Consider the following 20,960-nt stretch of genomic DNA (forward strand, 5'->3'; position numbering starts at 1 on the left):
CGTTGTGTGTGACGAGAAACTCCCGCGCCTTGCCGTCCTCGTGGGTCCACGATGCCCCGTCGATCATCGTGGCAATTATTTGTTCACACTTTAGAAAGGCAGGGTTAATTAAAGGGAGAGGCGAACCGATATTTCCGGGCGTAGGGGATTGGGATCTTCCCCGGCGCCGGAGGACCAGGGCCCCCGCCCCGGTCACACCTTCCGGGCTATCGTACGGCGGCGCCGCGCAGCAGCGGCAGGACGTGCGCCCCGACCCGGTAGGCCTCCTCAAGGTGAGGCACCCCGCCCAGGACGAACGCCTCGACGCCGAGCCCGATCAGCTCGTCGAGCCGCGCCGCCACCTGCCGGTAGTCACCGACCAGCCCGAAGGCGGGGCCCGCGCGCAGCACGTGGAACCCGCCCCACACGTTGGGTGAGATCTCAAGCGCGCGGTAACCGCCCCGCGCGCCGTTCCCGCCGGAGCCCATGTCCTGACCCCGCTGCCAGCCGACGGAGTCGCCCAGCCCGACGTAGGCCGGGGTCGCGGCGGGGCCGGGCCGCGACCAGCCGCGCTCGACCTCCTGCCAGGCCTCCTCCTCGGTCTCCCTGGCCAGCACGTCGAGCCGTACGGCGAACCTCGGGGCACGGCCGACGCCCACACTGTGCTCGCGCACCTGCTCGAACTTGGCGGCCAGCGCGGCCGGGGGCTCCAGCCAGGAAAGGTAGTAGTCGGCGTGCCTGCCCGCCGCGGCGATCGCCGCCTTCGACGAGCCGGTGAAGAAGACCTCGGGGAACGGCTGCCCGGCCAGCGCCGGGGGCAGGCCGCCACCCCGCACCCGGTAGAAGCGGCCCTCGTGGTCGTAGGAGTGGTCGGCGGCGTACCAGACCCCCCTGAGCACGTCGAGGAACTCCGAGGTGCGGGCGTAGCGGTCGTCGTGCTCGACCCTGTCCCCCCACCACAGCTGCTGCGGGCCGCCACCGCCCGAGATGACGTTGTAGACCGCCCGCCCGCCGGTGGCCAGCTGCAGGCTCGCCGTCATCCGCGCCGCCTGAACCGGGTGCAGGAACCCGGGCTGGAAGGCGATCATGAACCGGTAGGTGCTGGTCTCCCTGGCGAGCGCCGCCGCGGCGGCCCACGGGTCGTCGGTGTGCGGAAAGGAGGGCAGCAACGCCCCGACGAAACCGGACGCCTCCGTCGCCTTGGCCACCTCCGCCAGATAGTCGACGTGACTGTAGCCGTCGGGCTTGCCGTGCCTGAGGCCGGGCGCCAGCCCGCCGACCGCGCCGGGGGCGAAACCGCCCCGGCTCGCGGTCCCCTTCCTGCGCAGCGACGGCTGGTCGCCCTCCATGGCCATTCGCCAGTAGAAGTCAACCGGCATTATGGATCTCCTTAGCCAACAGCGGGAGCAGGTGTTCTCCCAGCCGGTAGGTCTCCTCCAGGTGCGGTTCCACCTCCAGGAAGAACGCGGAGACACCCCTGTCGAGGTAGCCGCGGATCGCCGCGGCGACGTTCTCGTAGGACCCGACCAGGCCGACACCCCCGAAGCCGTGCCACAGTCTCGTACCGCGTTCCGGCTCGGGGAAGGTCTCCCGTGTTCCCGAGCGCAGGAGCCACAGCCGCAGGGCGTCCCTGCGCGCCTCGTCGTCGTCCTCCCTGGCCAGCACAGGCAGGCGCAGGCCGTACGCCAGGTCGCGGCCGAACTGGGCGGCGAGCGCCTGCAGTTCGGCGATCGCGGGGTCCAGGTCGTCCTCGGGGCCGAAGACGTGCAGGTCGGCGTGGCGGGCGGACAGTGACATCGCCTCGGCGGAGGTGCCGGAGAGCTGGACGCGGGGGAACTCCCGGCCGGAGAGGGGGAACAGCAGGCCTCCGCCGAGCACCTCGTAGAAACGCCCGGCGAAACCGTAGTCCTCCTCGTGCCACACCCCCCTGGCCACGGTGAGGAACTCCTCGGCGCGGGCGTAACGTTCCGTGCCCTCGACGAAGTCTCCCTGGGAGCGGGCCACCCGGGGGTCGAGGTCGACGGCCAGCCGCCAGTCGAGACGGTCGCCGGAGAAGCGTTGCAGCGACGCCGACAGCTTGGCCGCGTACACCGGGGTCGCGATTCCCGCGTGGAACTCCGCCGAGACCCGCATGTGCCGGGAACCGCGCAGCAGCCCTCCGGCCACGATCAGCGAGTCCTGTCCCGCGGGGTCGAAGGGCGCCAGTACCCCGCCCAGTCCGGCCAGCTCGGCCGCCCTGCCGATCCTGGCCAACCGCTCGTACGGCCCCGCCGCGCTGGGTCGTACGTCGGTGACGAACCCCGGCAACGTGGGAAAGGTGCTCGTGCCGTCCTCTGCGGGCAGGGTCAGATGGAACTCGGGTCTCACGTGCGAGCCCCCTGCTGAATCGCCACGGAAAACCTCGGAGCGGCGAAAGGGGACGTAAGTGCGTCACTCCGGTGCATACCGGAACGAACAGTCATCGAAATCCTTTCTGCGTAGGGACTTCAGGTTTCAGTCCTGCGGAAACGTGTTTCGGTGCTGCGCCCGGCGAGGAGGGCTCACTTTTCCCGCCGCCGGGCAGGGGTCCCCAGACAGTGATCGTAAGATAAAAACCCACAAAATCCACGAAGAGTCCGATATTTCCCACAAAAGATGGCGGTTGTGAGGCTTCAGGTACCCCTGTTCACTGCCGAAGCCTTCAGGGTCACCCGCCACGCGCCGCCGCCAGGGCGAACCTCCACGGCGTCGGCCCGCGTCACGGGCTCCCGGCGGGGCATGACGACGGCGCGGCGGCAGGCCCCGCGATTCCGGCGGGCGCGCTCCGCGGCAGATGTCCTCGAAGTCCCGCAGGCTTTACGGACAGGGCGAAATCGACTTTCTCCACCGCGTCCTACCGGGCCCGCCGGTCGCCCTTCCGTCGCTCTGGGGACCGGCGCGCTCCCCGGCCCTCGTGACCGAGGTGATCTCGGCTGTCGAGTACGGCTACGGCCTGGCGCTCACGCGGGCCTTCGGGACCCTCGCGGCGGGCCGCGAACGTCAATAAGGTGACGATTCCACCTGCGGGGTGCCGCGAACGAATCCATCCGTTCTTCTCGTCGGTCGTATACGTCTGGGGATTTCCAGATCTCCGCCGAGATAGATAATGAGGCTTGTGAGATGAATTATCGGTTTAGTGAGCCTTTTTCATCTTCTGGCGCTGGGCCGCTGGTCACAGCATGATCGCGAGTTGCGGATTCGGCGTGTGACATAGAGAAACCCCTGTTAGGCGGGTTGATCACCACAATCACCGCGTCCGAACCAGAGGTCTCTGCGTGCTGTTCTATCGCGCTGCCGTCGATTTGTCGCGTTCAACGCTGAACTACGTTGCCGGGCTGATCCGCCGTCGTCGCAAGGCGATCGGGTCGACGTGGCGGCTGCTCAACCCCGGCCGGCAGGCCCTGCTGGTGCTGGTCTATCCGCGCAAGGACGAGACGTTCACCGAGATCGGCGCCGGCTTCGGGGGGTCGGCGACGACGGCCTGGCGGTACGTGGAGGAGACCGTCATGCTGCTGTCAGCCCGCTCACCCAAGCTCACACCGGCGTTGCGGAAGGCGAAGAAAGCCGGGCTGACCCACGTGATCCTGGACGGGACGCTCATCCCCACCGGCCGCGTTCGGGCCGACCGCCCCACTTCTCCGGCAGGCATCGGGTGCACGGGATGAACGTGCAGGTCATCGCAGGTCCGGATGGGGCGATCCTGTGGACGTCCGGCGCGATGTCGGGCAAGACCCACGACCTGACCGCCGCCAGAGCATGGGGCATTCCGCGCGAAGCGGAGAAGGCGGGGATCCTCACCCCGGCCGACAAGGATTACCAAGGGATCGGGGGCTCCGTCGTCATCACCCCGTACAAGGGCAAGAACAAGCCGGAGCCCTCGTCTGGCTCCTGACCTCTTCTCCGACCGTCATTGGGCCGTCCCCCCCGGCGAACGGCTGTGTGCCAAGGCTCTGTCCTGGTCGAAAGCAGCCCGGAGCCCGGCCGTCCGGTGAAACGGCCGGGCGGTTCGGGGGCCTCAGGCGGTGGTGCTGGTGATGACGGCGAACAGGGCGCCGTGGTGGTCGGCGAGCACGGCGAAGCAGCCGACGCCGGGCACGTCCGAGGCGGGCACGTGGACGGCCCCGCCGAGCTGCTCGGCCAGGGCCACGGTCGCCTCACAGGAGGCGACCTCGAAGTAGGGCAGCCAGTGCGGCCTGCCACCCTCCTGAAGCGGCATGAGCCCGCCCTGGTCGGCGTTCTCCCCCTCGGCGGGGGAGACCACGACGTAGGTCATGTCGCCGAACGGAGTCTCCTGGGCCCGCCATCCGAAGACCGCCTGGTAGAAGGAGCGGGCGGCGTCGGGGTTCGGGACGTACAGTTCGGTCCAGGTCAGGGAGCCGGGGACGGTGGCCAGGTCGAAACCCGTGGTCGCGATGGGCTGCCAGACGGCGAACTCGGCCCCCTCGGGGTCGGTGAAACCGGCCATCCGGCCCTCGCCGAAGACGTCGTGGGGACCGAAGCGCACCGTGCCGCCCGCCTGCTCGACGGCCTTGGCCGTGGCATCGGCGTCGTCGGTGCCGAAGTAGAGGGTCCAGGCGGAGGTCGCCCCCGCGTCGAGCGGCCCGACTGCGGCGACGGTCCTGCCGTCGAGCTGGAGGAAACCGTAGTCTCCGGCCTCGGGACCGGCGGCCTGGAAACTCCAGCCGAACAGGGAGCCGTAGAAGGCGGCCGAGGCCGCGACGTCGGGCGAACCCAGGTCGATCCAGCCGGGGGCGCCGGGGACGTGGTCAGTGGTGATCATGGCGTGCTTCCTGAGGAGGAGGATCAAGGACGTGTCCTCCGGAGACCACCACTGCGGGAAGGCGCCCCCTTCGGATCGCGCACAGCATCGCAGAGGCGACCGACAATTCCCGGCGCGCGATCAGAGGGCCCAGGTCGGCCGATATTCGACGTGCAATCTGCCCGAACGTCTCCGCCGGCCGAAGTCGATCTCCGCGCAGAAGTGGCCGTCCGGCCGCTCCGCCAGATGGGCGGGGGCCTCGGTGACCAGCGGACGGATCATGGTGGCGCCCGTGCGCAGGAACGCCTCTGGACCGCCGACGACGAAAAGCGTCCTGGCGGCCACGGCGAAGTGGAGGTGGTCGTGATACTCCCGGTGGGCGACCCGGTCGTGGTCGATCATGCCCGCGTCGGGGAAGACGTCCCCGGGAGGCGACACGGTGTGCGGACGTCCCGTCCCCAGCCTGGCCCGTACGGCGGGCCAGCGCGACGGGGGGAACCGCATGGAGTGGTGGACGAGCACCAGGTCCAGGGGCTCCACACCGGAGTCGGGAGCCGGTTCCTCCGGCGGGAGGTTGGCCCGCATGGGCAGGTGGACCAGCGAGTGACGGGAACGCGCGGCCAGCCCCCACGCCACGGCCAGTACGGCCGCCGCCTCACCGTCCACATACATGGCCAGGGCCCAGCCTCCGTCGTCGAAGAGGAAGGCCCGTCGTGGTGGCCGGTCGGGCCACAGCACCCGGTACTCGTCGCGGCCGAGCCGTACCCGGCTGATCCGCATCCGCTGTCCCGTCCGGGAAGAGCGCGTCATCCGGGAAGGCGCAGGAACGACGGGGGAACGTGGTCGGTGAGCCAGACGCCGTTGGCACTGATCCGGAACTCGTGACCCGCGGCCCGCATCGCCGCGGCGTCCACGACGAGGACGACCGGGACACCCCTGCGGGATCCGACCCGGGTCGCGGTCTCCCGGTCGGGGGAGAGGTGCACGTGGTGGCGGTTCATCGGCCGCAACCCCTCGGCGCGGATCGCGGCCAGGTTGCGCGCGACCGTGCCGTGGTAGAGGGTCGCGGGCGGCTCCGCCACGGGAAGGCCGAGGTCGACGGCGACGGAGTGGCCCTGGTTGGCCCGGATGCGGCCGTCCTCGATGACGTATCTCCGCTTGTCGTTGTCGGCGACGACCTGTTCCAGCTCGGCCGGGGAGAAGGGGAAGCCGTGCGCGGCGGCGGCCGTCAGGAGCGTGTCGACCTCGACCCAGCCACCGGCGTCGAGGGTGATCCCGATCCGCTCGGGCCGGTGCCGCAGGTGCTTGGCGAGATACTTGGAGATCCGCACCGTCCGCCGTTCGTCCATCACAGCCTTTCCAGGACGCCGCACCCGTGCTGCGGGCGGGCGGCCTCCACCGTTTCCCATGGATTCTCACGCGTCCGCGCGGGGCGGGCCAACACGTTTTCGCGCTCGCCCGCCCCGGCGTTCGTCCGGTCACCGGTCCCGGAGGAAGGCGAGCATCTCGGTGCGGGTGCCCTCGTCCGGCTCGACGGCCGAGGCCCGCCGTACCCAGTCCCGGGCCTGATCGGGTACGGCCTCCTCGGGCCAGACGGACAGGGCGGCCCAGGGGGAGTCGTCCGGAGACGTGCGGAGGAAGGCCAGGACGCTGAGCAGGCTGTTCAGCCTGCCGAGAGTGGCCTGCCGGGTGGCGAGGAGCTCGGCGAAGCGGCGAATGACGGGCAGGGCGTCGGGGTAGTCGTCCATGTCCTCGGCCGGCCCGCCCTGTGCCAGGGCGGTCAGTATGTCCCCCGCGCCGTCGAGCAGGGCGTCGTCGACCTCCGCTTCGAGGAGTGCCGAGTACAGGTCACCGGTCGTGGCCGCGAGGTGGGCCAGGTACTCGTTCATGATGTCGTTGCGGAAGCCGTACCGCAGCAGCCAGGCCTTGATCTCCGGATCGTCGCAGTCCTTCGTGGGAGGAGAGCCGGATGACGGGACGAACATCGGTACCGGCGAGGGGATCGGCCGGAAACGACAAAAGCCCCAGACTCTCGGCGCGCGCCGTGAGCTGGAGCTTCGTCTGTCCGCCGACCAGGCCGGGCCTGGCGGTGAATTCTGGTGGACGATACAGGGATTGAACCTGTGACCTCTTCCGTGTCAGGGAAGCGCTCTCCCGCTGAGCTAATCGTCCTCGTTGAAGAACCAGAGGTGGAGACGGGATTTGAACCCGTGTACACGGCTTTGCAGGCCGTTGCCTCGCCTCTCGGCCACTCCACCGGAGTGAGAGCCCGAAGACCCTTCGAGCGGAAGACGGGATTCGAACCCGCGACCCTCACCTTGGCAAGGTGATGCTCTACCACTGAGCCACTTCCGCGTGTTTTCGCCGGGTGTTTTCCCTGCGGCAACGAGAGAACTCTAGCGGGTTTTCCGAGTGCTTGCGTAACCGCGGTCAGCCGGGACCGCGGAGACGCGGCGAAACCACGTTCGACGGCGGGCAGGTGATCCGTGGCCGCAGGAGCGTCCTGTCCTCCACCGTCGGCGACTGTCGGCGTGGGTCCACCCCGTCCAGGCGGAATTCGTCCCATCGGGCTCAGTGCGGTAGAAACACCAGGTGGAGTCGTTGAAACTGGGGTCGCTCGAGGTCTGGCCTCCGGTGGTCCTCGCCCCCATGGCGGGCATCACCAACGCGCCGTTCCGCACGCTGTGCCGGGAGCAGGGCGGGGGGCTGTTCGTCTGCGAGATGATCACCACCAGGGCGCTGGTCGAGCGCAACGCCAAGACGCTCAAGATGATCCGCTTCGGCCCCGGCGAGAGCCCGCGCAGCCTCCAGCTCTACGGGGTCGATCCGGCGACCGTGGGCAGGGCGGTCCGCATGGTCGCGGAGGAGGACCTGGCCGACCACGTCGACCTCAACTTCGGCTGCCCGGTGCCCAAGGTGACCCGGCGAGGCGGCGGGTCGGCGCTGCCGTACAAGCGGAACCTGCTGCGGGCCATTCTGCGTGAGGCCGTGCGCAACGCGGGGACGCTGCCGGTGACGATGAAGATGCGCAAGGGCATCGACGACGACCACCTCACCTACCTGGACGCCGGGCGCATCGCCGTCGAGGAGGGGATCGCCGCGGTCGCCCTGCACGGCCGTACGGCGGTGCAGCACTACGGCGGCACGGCCGACTGGGACTCCATCGCGCGGCTGAAGGAGGCGGTGACCGAGATCCCGGTGCTCGGCAACGGCGACATCTGGAGCGCCGAGGACGCGATGCGGATGATGGCGCGGACGGACTGCGACGGTGTCGTCGTCGGCCGGGGCTGTCTGGGTCGCCCCTGGCTGTTCGCCGACCTGGCGGCGGCGTGCGCCGGTGGCGCCGAGGTGGCCAGGCCGACGCTGGGACAGGTCGCCGCGACGATGGACCGGCACGCGACGCTGCTCGCCGAGTGCTTCGGCAGCGAGCAGCACGCCGTCGCCGACTTCCGCAAACACGTCGGCTGGTACCTCAAGGGCTTCGTGGTCGGCGCCGACCTGCGCCGCCGCCTGGCCACCGCGGAGACCCTGGACGATCTCAGGCGGGGGCTGGCCGAGTTGGACCCCGGCCAGTCCTGGCCCGAGGGCGCCGACACCCCGCGCGGCAAGACCCATCCGCGTGAGCGCGTCCACCTGCCCGCCGGCTGGTTGGACGACCCCTACGAGATCGTCGTCCCGGACGCCGAGCTGGAGGTCTCGGGCGGCTGACCGGAGCCCACGGCCCAGGCCCGGTCAGCCGACCGTGTCGACCGGGCCGCCGCTGCGCCAGTAGACGTTGTTCTCCCGGCTCAGCAGCCCCTCGTCCACCAGATAGCGGCGCAGCGCCGCGTAGTCGTCGTGGAAGGCGCGCAGCGTGACGTCCACGTCCTTCTCCGGGTAGCGGACCCCGGGTTCGAAGACCTGGACGATGTAGTTCAGCACGACCAGCTGCTTGTCCCGTTTGCTGGGGATCGCCCGGAGCCGTCCCTCGACGAGGAAGGACCGCAGAATCCTCTCCTCAGCCGAGCCCGCGGGCTCGGCGGGCTTGGCCGAGGCGTGCAGCAGCTCACGGAACCGTTCCCGCCGCGCCTCCCAGTTCCCCTTCTCGTCCCGTACGGCAAGCCCGCCACGCTCCAGCCTGTCCAGCGCCCGCCGCACGACCTGCCTGTCGGGCCCGGCCTCCTCGGGGGCGCCTCCCAGGACCAGGGTGGAGAACACTCGCAGCGTGTCCTCCTGGTAGAGCAGGCCGAGCACCTGCCTGATCGCCTCGTCGCTCATGCCACCATTCTTGTCGGTCCCCTCTGGTAGTTCTGCACCATGCACAGTCGCGGAGTGAGCCCTGATGAGTTCCTGCGGATCGCGTCCTCGCTGCCGGAGGTCGAGCTGGTCCAGCACAGTGAGGAGTGGGTCGGGCTCAGGGTGAGGGGCAAGGGCTTCGGCTACCTGTCGGAGGCCAAGCAGAGCGCGCAGCTCAAGGCGACCCTGGCCGAGCAGGCGGCGATGGTCGGCGAGAGTCCGGAGGTCTACGGCCGGTCGTGGACCAGCGGCCAGTTCGGCTGGGTCGAGATCCGCCTGTCGCTGGCCGACCCCGAGGAGCTGACCGAGGTGGTCACCGAGGCCTGGTGCCTGACCGCTCCCCGCTCCCTGGCCGCCGACCACGAGCGCCGCCTGGGTCTGGTCCCCCTGTCCCCGGACCTGGTGGACGACTGAAAACCCCGTTACAACCGATTCAGGCCGATCACATGCACGACAGCGCGGCCCTCCTCGTCGGAGGCGCCCAGGTCGACCTGGGCGTCGATGCCCCAGTCGCCGTCGCCCGCCGGGTCGGCGATGACCTGGCGGACCCGCCAGAACTCCTTCTCCTCCTCGATGCGGAGCAGGCCGGGGCCACGGGCGTCGGGGCCGGTGCCGATCTCGTCGTGGTCGTCGTAGTAGGCGTCGAGCGCGGCTCCCCAGTCGACGTCGGGGGCCAGCTCGGCCAGTTCCTCCTCCCTCTCCACGGCGGCCAGCTCGACCAGCCGGAACATCGCGTTGCGCACCAGCACCCGGAAGGCGCGGCTGTTGGCGGTGACGGGCTTGGTCTTCTCCTCAAGGGAGGGCGCCTCGATCTCGCCGGAGGGGTTCTGCAGTTGCTCCCACTCGTCCAGGAGACTGGAGTCGACCTGCCGGACCAGTTCGCCGAGCCATTCGATGAGGTCGATGAGGTCCTCGGTCTTGAGGTGCTCGGGGATGGTCCGTGACAGGGTGCGGTAGGCGTCGGCGAGATAGCGCAGTACGGTGCCCTCCGACCTGGCCAGCTCGTAGAACTGGACGTAGTCGGCGAAGGTCATCGCCCGTTCGTACATGTCCCTGACGACCGACTTCGGGCTGACGGTGTAGTCGCCGACCCAGGGGTGACCGCGGCGGTAGGTCTCGTAGGCGCCCAGCAGCAGGTCGGCGAGCGGCATCGGGTAGGTGACCTCGTTGAGGAGCTCCATCCGCTCCTCGTACTCGACGCCGTCGGCCTTCATCTGCGCGACGGCCTCCCCCCTGGCCTTGTTGAGCTGGGCGGACAGGATCTGCCTCGGGTCGTCGAGGATGGACTCGATGATCGAGACCATGTCCAGGGCGTAGGAGGGCGACTCCATGTCCAGCAGTTCGAGGCTGGCGAGGGCGAAGGTGGACAGCGCCTGGTTGAGTGCGAAGTCCTCCTGCAGGTCGACGGTGAGCCGGGCCATCCTGCCCTGTTCGTCGGCCTCGGGAAGCTTCTCGACCACGCCGCCGGCCAGCAGGGAGCGGTAGATCGCGATGGCCTGGCTGATGTGCCGCCGCTGCAGTTTGCGGTCCTCGTGGTTGTCGGTGAGCAGGTGTTTCATCGCGGCGTAGCAGTCGCCCGGCCGGTTGATCACCGCCAGGAGCATCGCGTTGCTGACCTTGAACCGGGAGGTCAGCGGTTCGGGTTCGGCGGTCTGCAACTTCTCGAAGGTCTCCTCGCTCCAGCCGACGAAGCCCTCCGGCGGCTTCTTGCGGGAGTAGCCGCGCCGCCGCTTGGGGTCGTCGCCGATCTTGGCCAGGGCCCGTTCGTTCTCGATGACGTGTTCCGGGGCCTGGCAGGCGACGTAGCCGATGGTGTCGAAGCCCGCCCGGCCCGCGCGTCCGGCGATCTGGTGGAACTCGCGGGCGCGCAGCCGCCGTACCTTGTTGCCGTCGTATTTGCTCAGCGCGGTGAACAGCACCGTCCTGATCGGCACGTTGACGCCGACGCCGAGGGTGTCGGTGCCGCAGATGACCTTCAGCAGGCCCGCCTGGGCGAGCCGTTCGACCAGTCTGCGGTACTTGGGCAGCATTCCCGCGTGGTGCACGCCGATGCCGTGCCGTACGAGACGGGACAGGGCGCGGCCGAAGCGCGTGGTGAACCGGAAGTTGCCGATCATGGCGGAGATGGCCTCCTTCTCCGCCTTGGTCGACATGTTGATGCTCATCAGGGCCTGTGCCCGCTCCATGGCCGCGGCCTGGGTGAAGTGGACGACGTAGACCGGGTACTGGTTGGTGGTGAGCATCTCCTCCAGGGTCTCGTGGAGGGGGGTGAGCCGGTAGGAGTAGACCAGGGGCACCGGGCGCTCGGCGTGCTTGACGACCGCGGTCGGCCTGCCGGTGCGGCGGGTGAGGTCGGCCTCGAACCTGGTGACGTCGCCCAGCGTCGCCGACATCAGGATGAACTGCACGTTCGGCAGTTCGATCAGCGGCACCTGCCAGGCCCAGCCCCGGTCGGGTTCGGCGTAGAAGTGGAACTCGTCCATCACGACCTGGCCGATGTCGGCCTGGGCGCCGTCGCGCAGCGCGACGTTGGCGAGGATCTCCGCGGTGCAGCAGATGACGGGGGCGCCGGGGTTCACGCTGGCGTCCCCGGTCATCATGCCGACGTTCTCGGTGCCGAAGATCGCGCACAGGTCGAAGAACTTCTCCGAGACCAGGGCCTTGATCGGCGCGGTGTAGAAGGTGCGCACGTCCCGGGTGAGCGCGACGAAGTGCGCTCCGGCCGCGACCAGGCTCTTTCCCGAGCCGGTCGGGGTCGACAGGATCAGGTTGTTGCCCGAGACGACCTCTATCAGCGCCTCCTCCTGGGCGGGATAGAGGGTGAGCCCACGCTCGGCGTTCCACTCGACGAAGGCGTCGAAGATGGTGTCGGGGTCGGCGTCGATCTCTTCTGGCAGGCGATCTACAAGGCTCACGGTTCAATACTGCCGAAGAACTGGAGGTGGTCGGACCGGCCCGGCGGCCACCACGCGCCGGAACCACCCCACTTAATCACGATAAATCGGGATTTGACGGGGTGTTGAAACCGGGGAGTGGCCGAGCAACAAGCCCGTCACCAGCATGCCCGCCCCCACCATCGGCACCGGCCCGGGAACGAAGCCCATCACGGTGAAGATCAGCAGCCCCGCCCCGGTCAGCGCCCCGGCCACCACGATCCTGGCCGTCCCGCCCCGGTACGGCGAGGCCGCGCCGGCCGCCTCGAACCTGGCGAACCCCCGCAGCAGCGGCCACAGCGCCAGGACGAGCACGAGCAGCCAGTGCGGCCATCCGGACAGCCACGCGGACGTCCCCGGCTCCGGCGTCGAGACACCGAGACCCACCACGACCACCGCGGCCACCACGAACAACGCGCTCATGTGCCACAGGTAGACGGTCATCATCCTGGAACCGGCCCAGCGCAGCGCCCTGGCGACCCCCGGCCATCCCGCGAACTCCGTGATCCATGGGCGCAGCGCGGCGGCGAGCCCGATCTGGCCGACGCCGACCGCCAGCAGCGCGATCGTCGGCGGCGCCATGTTCGAGACGGCCGCCCCCGGCATCCCGATCATGCTGCCCGGATACGGGCCGAAGGCCACCAGGGCGGCCGCCGTGCCGTACCCGGCGAGTGCCAGCAGCCAGGGGCGGCCAAGGCGTCCGTCGGCGTAGAGGAAACCGAGCTGGTGCACGGCCAGCCAGACCAGTCCGACGTTGACGAACCCGATCACCTCAAGCCCGCTGGTGAAACGCGCGACGTCGGCCACCACGGCCCCGGCGGACAGGGCCACGGGCACGCGCCAGCCGTACACCATGTTGAGCCTGAGCATCCGCGGGGTCAGCGCGACCACGACCAGGTAGACCGCCAGGAACCACAGCAACTGCCCGGCCAGCCGCGCGGCCGTGACCACCGGCTGCTGCGGAACGCCCAGGGCGAGCAGCAGGTGCGGCAGCGGGATCCAGACCGCGGCCAGCGGCACAACGGGCAGGGCCAGCCTGCGCAGCCGCGCCGCCAGCCAGACCGGGATCGTCTCCCCACGCCGTACGGCCGCGCGCCAGCTGATCGCGTTGGCCGCGCCCCCGGCGAAGAACACCAGCGGCATCACCTGGCTGATCCAGGTGATCGCCCACGCCCAGCCCGTCGCCAGCGCGTTCCCCGTGGTGATCCGGCCCTCGGCGAACGAGAGCACCGGCATGCTCCAGTGCTGGAGCACGACCAGGGCCATGCCGAACACACGCAGAACGTCCAGAAAAGGGTCACGTCCCAGAGGAGGCGGTGCGGAGCGGGCCGTCGAACGGGGGGCGATGAGGGTCACGGGGGTCTCGATTCTCGGGAGAACTCGGGGAGGGGCCGGTGAGACGACCCTCCCGCGCGGCCCCGTGCCGGCGCAGTAACGCACGCATCCGTCTTGACCTCGCCGTCACCCCCCTGCCCGGGGTAGGGAAAACCCCACCCCTTGACACCGGCACGCAGGGTCGAAGGACCGCTACGGCGCTCATACGGTTGGCGGCATGAGAACCGTCTTGCGCCGCATCGGCTCCGACACCCGATATCTGATCGCCGGGTTCCCGCTTTCCCTCGTCTTCTTCGTCCTGGCGGTGGTGGGTTTCTCCGCGGGCGTCGGAACGGTGGTCGTCTGGGTCGGTCTGCCGATTCTGGCGGGAACGCTCATGATGGCGCGTGGCATGGCCGATGTGGAGCGGCGGATGCTGCCCGAGATACTCGGCCGTCCCGTGCCCAGGCCGCGCTACCGGCCGGCACCGGAGCGCGCCGGAGCGTTCCGCCGCATGGTGAACCCGCTGACCAGCGGGCAGTCGTGGCTCGACCTGCTCTACGGCATCGTGTCCCTCCCGCTGGCCATCCTGACCTTCGTCGTCGCGGTCGTCTGGTGGGCGGGCACGATCCTGGGGCTGACCTACCCGATCTACGGATGGGCCATCGCCAGGATGCCGGACAACCACGGACTCGCCGAACTGCTCGGGTTCGGCGACAGCGCCGTGGTCGAGGTGGCGTTCAACACCGCCATCGGGGTGCTGTTCGCCGTCACCCTGCCGTTGATGCTGCACGGCGCCGCGCTGGTGCGGGCGGGCCTCGGCCGCGCCATGCTGACCGGCGTCGCCGAACTGCACGAGCGCATCGACGACCTGGCCCAGGGCCGGGCGGCCGCGGTCTCCGCCGAGGCGAACGCGCTGCGCCGTCTCGAACGCGACATCCACGACGGGCCGCAGCAGCGCCTGGTCTCCCTGGCCATGGACCTGTCCCGGGCCCAGCGCCAGCTCAAGCGCGACCCGCAGGCGGTCGAGGAGATGCTCAGCCAGGCCATCACCTCGACCAGGGAGACCCTGGACGAGCTGCGGGCCCTCTCCCGGGGCATCGCGCCCCCCATCCTCACCGACCGGGGACTGGCCCCCGCCCTCGCCGCGCTGGCCGGCCGCTGCACGATCCCGGTCGAACTCGACATCCAGATCACCGGCCGCTTCGCCGCCGCCATCGAGAACACCGTCTACTTCGTGGTCGCCGAGTCCCTGACCAACGTGGCCAAGCACAGCCACGCGAACGTCTGCACGGTGACGCTGAGCAAGGCCGGTGGCGTCCTCATGCTGACCATCGGGGATGATGGGGTCGGCGGTGCGCACACCGCCAAGGGACATGGCCTGTCCGGCCTGACCGACCGTCTCAAGGCGGTCGACGGGACACTCGCGGTCGACTCACCGCTGGGCGGGCCGACGGTGATCGTGGCGGAGGTTCCGTGCGGGTAGTCGTGGCCGACGACGCAGTCCTGATCAGGGAGGGCCTGATCAGGCTGCTTGAGGAGTTCGGATGCGAGGTGGTGGCGGCCGTCGGCGACGGTGACCGGCTGATCGAGGCCGTCGCCGAGCACAGGCCCGACGTCTCGGTCGTGGACGTCAGGATGCCTCCGAGCTTCACCGACGAGGGCCTGCGGGCGGCCGTCGAGGCGCGCAGGCGGGTGCCGGGCGCGCCGGTGCTGATCCTGTCCCAGTACGTGGAGGTCTCCTATGCCGACGACCTGCTCGCCGACGCCAGGGGCGCGGTCGGCTATCTGCTCAAGGACCGGGTCGTCGACGTCGACGACTTCATGGCGGGCCTGCGCGCGGTCGCGACCGGGGGCACCGTCTTCGACCCGCAGGTGGTGGCGCAGCTGATGGTACGGCGCCGCCGCGACGACCCGCTCGCCCAGCTCACCCCGAGAGAGCGCGAGGTGCTCGGCCTGATGGCGGAGGGCAGGTCGAACCCGGCCATCGGACGTCAGCTGGTGATCAGCGACGGCGCGGTCGAGAAGCACATCCGCAGCATCTTCGCCAAGCTCGGCCTCTACGCCGAGGACGGCGACCAGCACCGCCGCGTCCTGGCCGTCCTGGCCTACCTGCGCTCCTAGGAACATGCGGGCCCACGACCTGTCCGCCGGAGAGGCGGTGCTGGCCCGGGTGCACGGCGTCGCCCGTGAGGCGGCCCGCCTGTACGGCCTGCCGGACGCCGAGGTCACGCTGATCAACGTGTCGGAGAACGCCACCTACCGGATCGACGACCCGGCGACCGGGGAACGCCGGATCCTGCGGGTGCACCGGCTCGGCTACCACTCGGCCCCGGCCATCATGTCGGAGCTGGCGTGGCTGGAGGCGCTCAGACGTGAGGCCGGGGTCAGGACCCCCGAGGTGATTCCCACGCCCGGGGGACGGCGGGTGCTGACCGTTCCCGGCGCGCAGCCCCGCGACTGCGTGATGTTCGAGTTCCTGCCGGGCGCAGAACCGCCCCAGGACGACGCCCTGGTGGCCGGGTTCGAGCGGCTGGGCGCGCTCACCGCGCGGATGCACCGGCACGCGCGCGCCTGGCGGCCCCCCACCTGGTTCACCCGTTTCCACTGGGACCACGACGCGGCCCTGGGCGTCGAGTCGCGCTGGGGCCGCTGGCGGGACGGGGTGGGCGTCGACGACCGGGCCCGTGCCGTACTGGGGCGGCTCGACGCGCGGCTGCGGGAACGGCTGCGCCGCTTCGGCCGGGGCCCGGAGCGCTACGGCCTGATCCACGCGGATCTGCGCCTGGCCAACCTGCTGGTGACCGGTGGCGGGGAGCCCAGCGTGATCGACTTCGACGACTGCGGTTTCGGGTGGTACCTCTACGATCTGGCCGCGGCGCTCAGCTTCATCGAGCACGACCCCAGGGTCCCCGAACTGGTCGACGCCTGGCTGCGGGGTTATCGCGCCGTCACCCCCCTGCCCGCGCGGGACGAGGCGGAGGTCTGGACGTTCGTCATGTTCCGCCGTCTGCTGCTGGTCGCCTGGATCGGCACGCACACCGGCGTGGAGACCGCAGCCGAACTCGGCGCCGCCTACACCGAGGGAACCTGCGAGCTGGCGGAGCGCTACCTGTCCGGGAGGCTGTGAGGCCCGCGGCAGCTGTCGCACCTTCCGGCCTCGCCGTACTCGCGGAAGACGAGCTGGTCGGGCGCGATCAGGTTGACGCCGTGGATGAAGTTCGCGTGGATCTCGGGGACGCGGGTGATGGTCCTGACGACCGCGTTGGCGACCAGGTGACCGGAGATCCCGGCGGAGGCGGCCGTGACGCCGGGGCCGCCGAGGTCGACGGACAGGCCAAGGGAGTCGGCATGCAGCGGGGTCTGGAGGTTCCTGTGCCGTTCCTGCGCCTCGATGACGCACTCGTAGCAGAGCCCGTGTCCGGGCAGGAAGACGCCGACCGTCACGAAGGGACCGTTGTAGCCGCCGCCGACCCACGGCAGCCCGGCGGCCGCGCACGCCCGGCTCGTCCACACCCTGATCCCGCCGGGCCCGCCGGGTTCGTCGGCGCACAGCGCCACCACGTCGTAGCCGTCCATCAGCCGGGCCAGGTCCTCCTGGGAGGTGGTCCGCGCCCGCTCGCCGGTGATCCGCACGTCGGAGTTGAGGGCGCGCAGCCGCTCCAGGGCGGTCTCGGCCTTCGGCCTGCCCACGTCCCGTTCGGAGTAGAGGACCTGCCGGTTGAGGTTCGACAGTTCGACCAGGTCGGGATCGACGCAGTGCAGGGTCCCGACGCCGGAGGCCACCAGGGCCTGTGCCGCCGTCGCCCCGGTGCCGCCCAGGCCGATCAGGAGGACCCGGGCCTGGCGCAGCCGCAGCTGAGCCTCCCAGCCGTGCTCTCTCGGGGTGAGGTCGGCCCAGCGGAAGAAGGCGTGGCTGCGACTGTAGCGCTCCCTTTCGCGGGGGGACAGCTCCTCGGGCGCGCTAGCCCCCGCGTCCTCGACGTGACCGGAGCGGATCAGTTCGCCGACCAGCTCGGCCGCCTCGGCGGCGGGCAGGCCGGTCAGGAGCCCGGCGATCTCGGCGGGGCTCCGGGTGCCGTCCATCGCCCGCAGGGCCTCCCACACCAGGCCGTCCGGATCCTCGATCTCCTCCGCCACCCCGTAGACCTGGCCGCCGATCCGGATTCTGCCGTCCGCCAGCCGGTAGGCGGTGTGCTCCTTCTTCACTCTCGGTAACCGCACGGCCTCCCCCGGAGGACCTCACTGGGCCGGTCCGGCGTCACTCGGGAGACACCGGACCGGCCGGAACCCTAGGTGTCAGTTGCCACTGGAGTTGCTGGCGACGTTACCGGCCATCTCGATCTTGTCGAGCCTGCGGATGCGGATTCTTCTCTTGATCTGTGCCGCACCCGCGGTGGGCCTCGGGCTCTTGTCGTTTCCGGCCATCACGCACTCCATCCGAATCGGTCGTGCTGGTCTTTCCTTCGAGCTGTCCCGCCTTACTGATGATCATAATGGGAGGCGACGGAAACGACTTCAACCCTCTTTCTCGCTTTAGTGGGATTTGGACGGTATTTACTTCTGAAGTATGTCGTTCCCGAAGTCATGAAGGCCGTCAATGGCAGAGCGACACCCGCGAAACCGGCCATCAGAAGAACCGGCGCGCTTCCCAGAGCCGCCTCGGCGGGGCCGGTGAGAATCAGGCCGAGAGGAGTGAGCGCGGAGGCGGCGATCCAGTCGAGTGAGACCACGCGCGCCAGCCGCTCCGCGGGCACCTCGTGCTGGAGCGAGACCACCCACTGCACGGAGAAGACCTCGATCCCGAACCCGGCCAGGGCGAAACAGACGTAGACGATCCACGGGGCCTGCGAGAAGCACAGGGCCGGAGGCACCAGCCCGTACGCCGTCAGCCCCGTGATCGCCGCGAGCCCCGGCCGCCGGGGCTTCCAGAGCATGCTGAACACCCCTCCCGCCAGGCCGCCGACGGAGAGCAGGGCGAGAGCGGTCCCGTAGAAGGCGTCGCCCCCGAAGCTCTCCCTGGCCAGGACCGGGAGCAGGACCTGCGCCGGGGCGATCGTGAGCATCGACTGCAGCGCGGTCACCACGATGACGGTCCCGATCCAGCGCCTCAGCCAGACCTCACGCACCCCCTCGGCGATCTCCCGCCAGGCCGAGGCCCTGGCCGTACGGACGACCACGGGCTCCCGCAGGAGGACCAGGGCGCACAGGCTGAACGCGAAGGCCCCCAGGGCCGCCACGAAGGCCGCCCTGACCGGGGCCGACGAGACCAGGAGGGCGCCGAGGCCGGGACCGGCGATGGCGCCGACACGCCAGGAGACGGCGTTGAGGGCCGCCCCCGCGGGCCGCTGCTCCGGGGTGAGCACCGACCCGAGGCACGCCTGGAAGGCGGGGCGGAAGAAGGCCTCGGCCGCCCCGGCGAGGAAGACCATCCCGCCGAGCACCCAGGCCGAGGTGACGCCCGCCAGGCCGGCCATGACCACGCAGCACAGGAACACCTGCGAGGCGAGCATGACGTGCCGTCTGGGCAGCCGGTCGGCCCACACGCCGCCGAAGAGCCCGAACAGGACCAGGGCGGCCCAGCGCGAGGCGAGCACCGCCCCGACCTCCGTGGCGGTGCCGCCCGCGTCGAGCAGTGAGACGACGACCGCGACGGGAAACACCTGGTCTCCGGCCACGGAAGCGATAAGGCTTATCCAAAGAGTCCGGAATTCCCGATTTCCTAATACCGAGCCGGTGGGCCACTTTGGGATAAGCCTTCGGAGGGCGCTCATGCTGGTGAATGATGCGCTATTTCCCCGTGGGTAACAAGGTTGTCAAGGGCGCTGTAGCGCCTCTCTTATCTCATCGTCGTCAGGGGCGAGATCCAGCGCCCGGGTGAGGTCGGCCACGGCCTCCTCCTCCCGTCCGGCGGCGCGCAACGCCATCGCCCGGTTGAACAGCAACGCCGGGTCGGCGCCGGGTTCGAGGGCCCGGGTGAAGTCGGAGACCGCTCCCTCGGGGTCGCCGGTCTCGAACGCCAGCATCCCCCGGCTCGCCCAGGCGGCCATCAGCGAGGGGGAGAGCTCGATGGCCCTGTCGAAGGCTGCCCTCGCCCGTTCGGTACGGCCCTGCGCCATCTCGATCTGGCCGAGTGCGCACAGCAGGTACGGGTTGAGCGGGTCGATCCGCAGCCCCGCCTCCGCGTCGGCCCTGGCCCTGCCGTACTCGCCGAGCGCGGCCAGCAGGCCCGCCCGGTTGGCGAGCCCGTCCACGAACTCCGGGTCGAGTTCGAGAGCGTGGTCCAGGTCGGCGAGCGCTCCCTCGTGGTCACCGGCCGAGAAGCGGATCTCGGCCCGGTTGTAGTACGGCTCGGGGAAGGGCGGCCCGACCCGCATCGCCGTCTCGTAGTCGGCGACCGCCTCCTGGCTTCTGCCCAGCCGGTGGAGCAGGTTCCCCCGGTCGATGTAGTAGTCGGGATGGCCGGGATCGATCCCGATCACGGTGTCCAGGTTCTCCAGGGCCTCCTCGGGGCGGCCCAGCGCGACGGCCAGCTGCGCCCTGTTGGCCAGCAGCACCATCCGGTGGATCGGGTGCTCGCCGGGCGGCAGGTCCCGCTCCGCCAGGCCGAGCGCCTCCTGGACGAGGTCGAAGGCCCTGCCGGGACGGCCGAGGCGCAGCTCGACCAGTGCCCGGCCGTTGAGGTCGAAGCCCAGCCTGAAGGCCCGTTCGCGGGGGTCGGGAAGCAGCCCGGAGATGGCGACGGCCTGGTTCACCCAGGCGAGCGCGGCCTCGGGGTCGCGCCTGGCCGGATCGTGGTCGCGGACCTTGAGCATGGCCGTCGAGTAGGCCGCGGAGGCGTGCGTGACGGGGGAGACGCTCTCTCTCCTGGCCCGGTCGAACAGGGCCAGGGCCTCGGGCTCGCGGCCGAGCGCGCCCAGCGCGGTCGCGGTGTCGTGCACCAGCCGCCACCAGGTCTCCTCGGGAGTCTCCCGGGTCTCGGCGGGACCGGCCAGGGCCAGCGCGCGTGATCCCAGCTCGGCGGCCGCGTCGTGACAACCCGCCTCAAGACACCACTCGACGGCGAAGCGCAGCGCCTCGACCGCGCTGCGCGGCCGCGTGCCGTGCTCACGGTGGTGCGGGATCGCGCCGAGCCGCGCCCCGATCGTCCCCTCCCGCTCCAGCGCGTCGGCGAGCGCGTCGTGCTCCTCGGGGCTGAGGGACTTCTCCGGCACGACCTGCCCGCCGGTCACCACGGTCAGCAGCCCGGGGTCGATCCGGCGGCGCAGTACCGCCAGCAGTTCCCTGTCGGTCGGGTCCGCCTCGTGGACGTTCTCCACGACGAGCGTCCTGGGCCCGGTTTCGGCCAGATGCTCGCGGAGGAACTCGGCGAACCCGTTCGACAGACGCAGGGTACGGCGGGGCGCGTGGACCAGGATCCGCTCCGCCTTCGGCAGCAGACCGGTCAGCGACCGGCGCCTGAGCGGGATCAGGTGGTGCGCGTCGGGCGCCACCGCCCGCAGCTCTATGTCGTAGCGGGCCACCAGCTCGGGCCGCGCGACGGGCACGAGAGCCGAGACGATCGCGCTCGCGGCCGTGTACGGCCCGCGCAACCGCCGGTCGGCGTCCACGGGGGGCAGGAGCAGCGGGGCGAGGGGCGGGTCCTCCTGGGGGAACGATCCCAGACTCACCGGTCTCCTTTA

General features: G+C 70.4%; 20 protein-coding genes and 3 tRNA genes. 7 read left to right on the plus strand and 16 right to left on the minus strand.

All coding sequences use genetic code 11. From position 1 onward, the window contains the following. Nucleotides 1–206 precede the first annotated feature (206 nt). Together ACFOYY_RS31465 and ACFOYY_RS31470 are read right to left on the minus strand one after the other, a co-directional pair. Nucleotides 207–1,358, minus strand: a complete 1,152-nt coding sequence (locus tag ACFOYY_RS31465; protein ID WP_352011631.1) for an LLM class flavin-dependent oxidoreductase — start codon at nt 1,356–1,358, stop codon at nt 207–209. Beyond that, nucleotides 1,348–2,346 (minus strand): LLM class flavin-dependent oxidoreductase, encoded by a 999-nt coding sequence (locus tag ACFOYY_RS31470; RefSeq protein WP_386194683.1) that lies wholly within the window; start codon nt 2,344–2,346, stop codon nt 1,348–1,350. Before ACFOYY_RS31470 ends, ACFOYY_RS31465 begins: the two co-directional genes overlap by 11 nt. A 926-nt stretch (nt 2,347–3,272) precedes the next feature. On the opposite strand from ACFOYY_RS31470, the gene ACFOYY_RS31475 reads away from it, so the two are divergent. Together ACFOYY_RS31475 and ACFOYY_RS31480 are read left to right on the plus strand one after the other, a co-directional pair. Beyond that, a complete protein-coding gene (locus tag ACFOYY_RS31475; RefSeq protein ID WP_386194685.1) occupies nt 3,273–3,662 on the plus strand; it encodes a transposase family protein in 390 nt (129 codons plus the stop codon). Then, nucleotides 3,659–3,889 carry a transposase family protein gene (locus ACFOYY_RS31480; RefSeq protein ID WP_386194687.1) on the plus strand — a complete coding sequence of 77 codons (231 nt, stop codon included), beginning with the start codon at nt 3,659–3,661 and terminating at the stop codon, nt 3,887–3,889. The genes ACFOYY_RS31475 and ACFOYY_RS31480 overlap by 4 nt, the downstream gene beginning before the upstream one ends. Before the next feature lie 123 nt (nt 3,890–4,012). Here ACFOYY_RS31480 and ACFOYY_RS31485 read toward each other — a convergent pair whose 3' ends face one another. The 7 genes from ACFOYY_RS31485 to ACFOYY_RS31515 all read right to left on the minus strand — a co-directional run bounded on the left by ACFOYY_RS31485 (nt 4,013) and on the right by ACFOYY_RS31515 (nt 7,111). Further along, on the minus strand, nt 4,013–4,777 hold the full coding sequence (locus tag ACFOYY_RS31485; protein ID WP_386194689.1) for a VOC family protein: 765 nt from the start codon (nt 4,775–4,777) through the stop codon (nt 4,013–4,015). 120 nt (nt 4,778–4,897) lie between these two features. Further along, a complete protein-coding gene (locus tag ACFOYY_RS31490) occupies nt 4,898–5,566 on the minus strand; it encodes a hypothetical protein (protein WP_386194691.1) in 669 nt (222 codons plus the stop codon). After that, nucleotides 5,563–6,105, minus strand: coding sequence for an RNA 2'-phosphotransferase (locus ACFOYY_RS31495; protein ID WP_352011635.1), 543 nt, complete (start codon nt 6,103–6,105; stop codon nt 5,563–5,565). Before ACFOYY_RS31495 ends, ACFOYY_RS31490 begins: the two co-directional genes overlap by 4 nt. A 129-nt stretch (nt 6,106–6,234) precedes the next feature. Continuing rightward, nucleotides 6,235–6,741 (minus strand): hypothetical protein, encoded by a 507-nt coding sequence (locus tag ACFOYY_RS31500; protein WP_386194694.1) that lies wholly within the window; start codon nt 6,739–6,741, stop codon nt 6,235–6,237. A gap of 112 nt (nt 6,742–6,853) precedes the next feature. Next, a tRNA-Val gene (locus ACFOYY_RS31505) sits at nt 6,854–6,928 on the minus strand. 15 nt (nt 6,929–6,943) lie between these two features. Beyond that, nucleotides 6,944–7,014: transfer RNA gene (locus ACFOYY_RS31510), tRNA-Cys, on the minus strand. Between the two features lie 25 nt (nt 7,015–7,039). Continuing rightward, a tRNA-Gly gene (locus ACFOYY_RS31515) sits at nt 7,040–7,111 on the minus strand. Between the two features lie 237 nt (nt 7,112–7,348). Between ACFOYY_RS31515 and dusB the strand changes: the two genes are divergently transcribed. After that, complete coding sequence (dusB, locus tag ACFOYY_RS31520; RefSeq protein WP_386194696.1) at nt 7,349–8,464, plus strand: tRNA dihydrouridine synthase DusB; 1,116 nt, start codon at nt 7,349–7,351, stop codon at nt 8,462–8,464. A gap of 24 nt (nt 8,465–8,488) precedes the next feature. Here the strand turns inward: dusB and ACFOYY_RS31525 are convergent, their stop codons facing one another. After that, nucleotides 8,489–9,013 carry a DUF2087 domain-containing protein gene (locus ACFOYY_RS31525; protein ID WP_386194698.1) on the minus strand — a complete coding sequence of 175 codons (525 nt, stop codon included), beginning with the start codon at nt 9,011–9,013 and terminating at the stop codon, nt 8,489–8,491. Between the two features lie 54 nt (nt 9,014–9,067). On the opposite strand from ACFOYY_RS31525, the gene ACFOYY_RS31530 reads away from it, so the two are divergent. After that, entirely contained in the window at nt 9,068–9,445 is a 378-nt protein-coding gene (locus ACFOYY_RS31530; RefSeq protein WP_352011639.1) for an MmcQ/YjbR family DNA-binding protein, read from the plus strand. Nucleotides 9,446–9,453: 8 nt separating this feature from the next. Here ACFOYY_RS31530 and ACFOYY_RS31535 read toward each other — a convergent pair whose 3' ends face one another. Both ACFOYY_RS31535 and ACFOYY_RS31540 read right to left on the minus strand, forming a co-directional pair. Beyond that, entirely contained in the window at nt 9,454–11,946 is a 2,493-nt protein-coding gene (locus tag ACFOYY_RS31535; protein ID WP_352011640.1) for a DEAD/DEAH box helicase, read from the minus strand. Nucleotides 11,947–12,018: 72 nt separating this feature from the next. Beyond that, on the minus strand, nt 12,019–13,320 hold the full coding sequence (locus tag ACFOYY_RS31540; RefSeq protein ID WP_386194701.1) for an acyltransferase family protein: 1,302 nt from the start codon (nt 13,318–13,320) through the stop codon (nt 12,019–12,021). A gap of 196 nt (nt 13,321–13,516) precedes the next feature. Here ACFOYY_RS31540 and ACFOYY_RS31545 point away from each other — a divergent pair, with 196 nt between their 5' ends. The 3 genes from ACFOYY_RS31545 to ACFOYY_RS31555 are packed head-to-tail and all read left to right on the plus strand — an operon-like array spanning nt 13,517 to nt 16,408. Next, nucleotides 13,517–14,764 carry a sensor histidine kinase gene (locus ACFOYY_RS31545; RefSeq protein WP_352011642.1) on the plus strand — a complete coding sequence of 416 codons (1,248 nt, stop codon included), beginning with the start codon at nt 13,517–13,519 and terminating at the stop codon, nt 14,762–14,764. After that, a complete protein-coding gene (locus ACFOYY_RS31550) occupies nt 14,755–15,402 on the plus strand; it encodes a response regulator transcription factor (protein WP_352011643.1) in 648 nt (215 codons plus the stop codon). Before ACFOYY_RS31545 ends, ACFOYY_RS31550 begins: the two co-directional genes overlap by 10 nt. Nucleotides 15,403–15,406: 4 nt before the next feature. Continuing rightward, the gene (locus ACFOYY_RS31555) at nt 15,407–16,408 is read left to right on the plus strand and encodes a phosphotransferase enzyme family protein (protein ID WP_386194704.1); all 1,002 of its coding nucleotides are present in this window, start codon (nt 15,407–15,409) and stop codon (nt 16,406–16,408) included. On the opposite strand, the gene ACFOYY_RS31560 is transcribed toward ACFOYY_RS31555, so the two are convergent. The 4 genes from ACFOYY_RS31560 to ACFOYY_RS31575 all read right to left on the minus strand — a co-directional run bounded on the left by ACFOYY_RS31560 (nt 16,387) and on the right by ACFOYY_RS31575 (nt 20,948). Next, a complete protein-coding gene (locus tag ACFOYY_RS31560; RefSeq protein WP_352011645.1) occupies nt 16,387–17,487 on the minus strand; it encodes a HesA/MoeB/ThiF family protein in 1,101 nt (366 codons plus the stop codon). The two genes, ACFOYY_RS31555 and ACFOYY_RS31560, sit on opposite strands and share 22 nt — an antisense overlap. Nucleotides 17,488–17,577: 90 nt before the next feature. Further along, nucleotides 17,578–17,706 (minus strand): hypothetical protein, encoded by a 129-nt coding sequence (locus ACFOYY_RS31565; RefSeq protein WP_352011646.1) that lies wholly within the window; start codon nt 17,704–17,706, stop codon nt 17,578–17,580. Between the two features lie 53 nt (nt 17,707–17,759). Beyond that, nucleotides 17,760–19,052: an MFS transporter gene (locus ACFOYY_RS31570; RefSeq protein ID WP_386194706.1), complete on the minus strand. Its 1,293-nt coding sequence runs from the start codon at nt 19,050–19,052 to the stop codon at nt 17,760–17,762. Nucleotides 19,053–19,094: 42 nt separating this feature from the next. Continuing rightward, the gene (locus ACFOYY_RS31575; protein ID WP_386194708.1) at nt 19,095–20,948 is read right to left on the minus strand and encodes a tetratricopeptide repeat protein; all 1,854 of its coding nucleotides are present in this window, start codon (nt 20,946–20,948) and stop codon (nt 19,095–19,097) included. Nucleotides 20,949–20,960: the final 12 nt, after the last annotated feature.

The sequence above is a fragment of the Streptosporangium jomthongense genome (genome assembly GCF_042650425.1).
Classification (GTDB): Bacteria; Actinomycetota; Actinomycetes; order Streptosporangiales; family Streptosporangiaceae; genus Streptosporangium.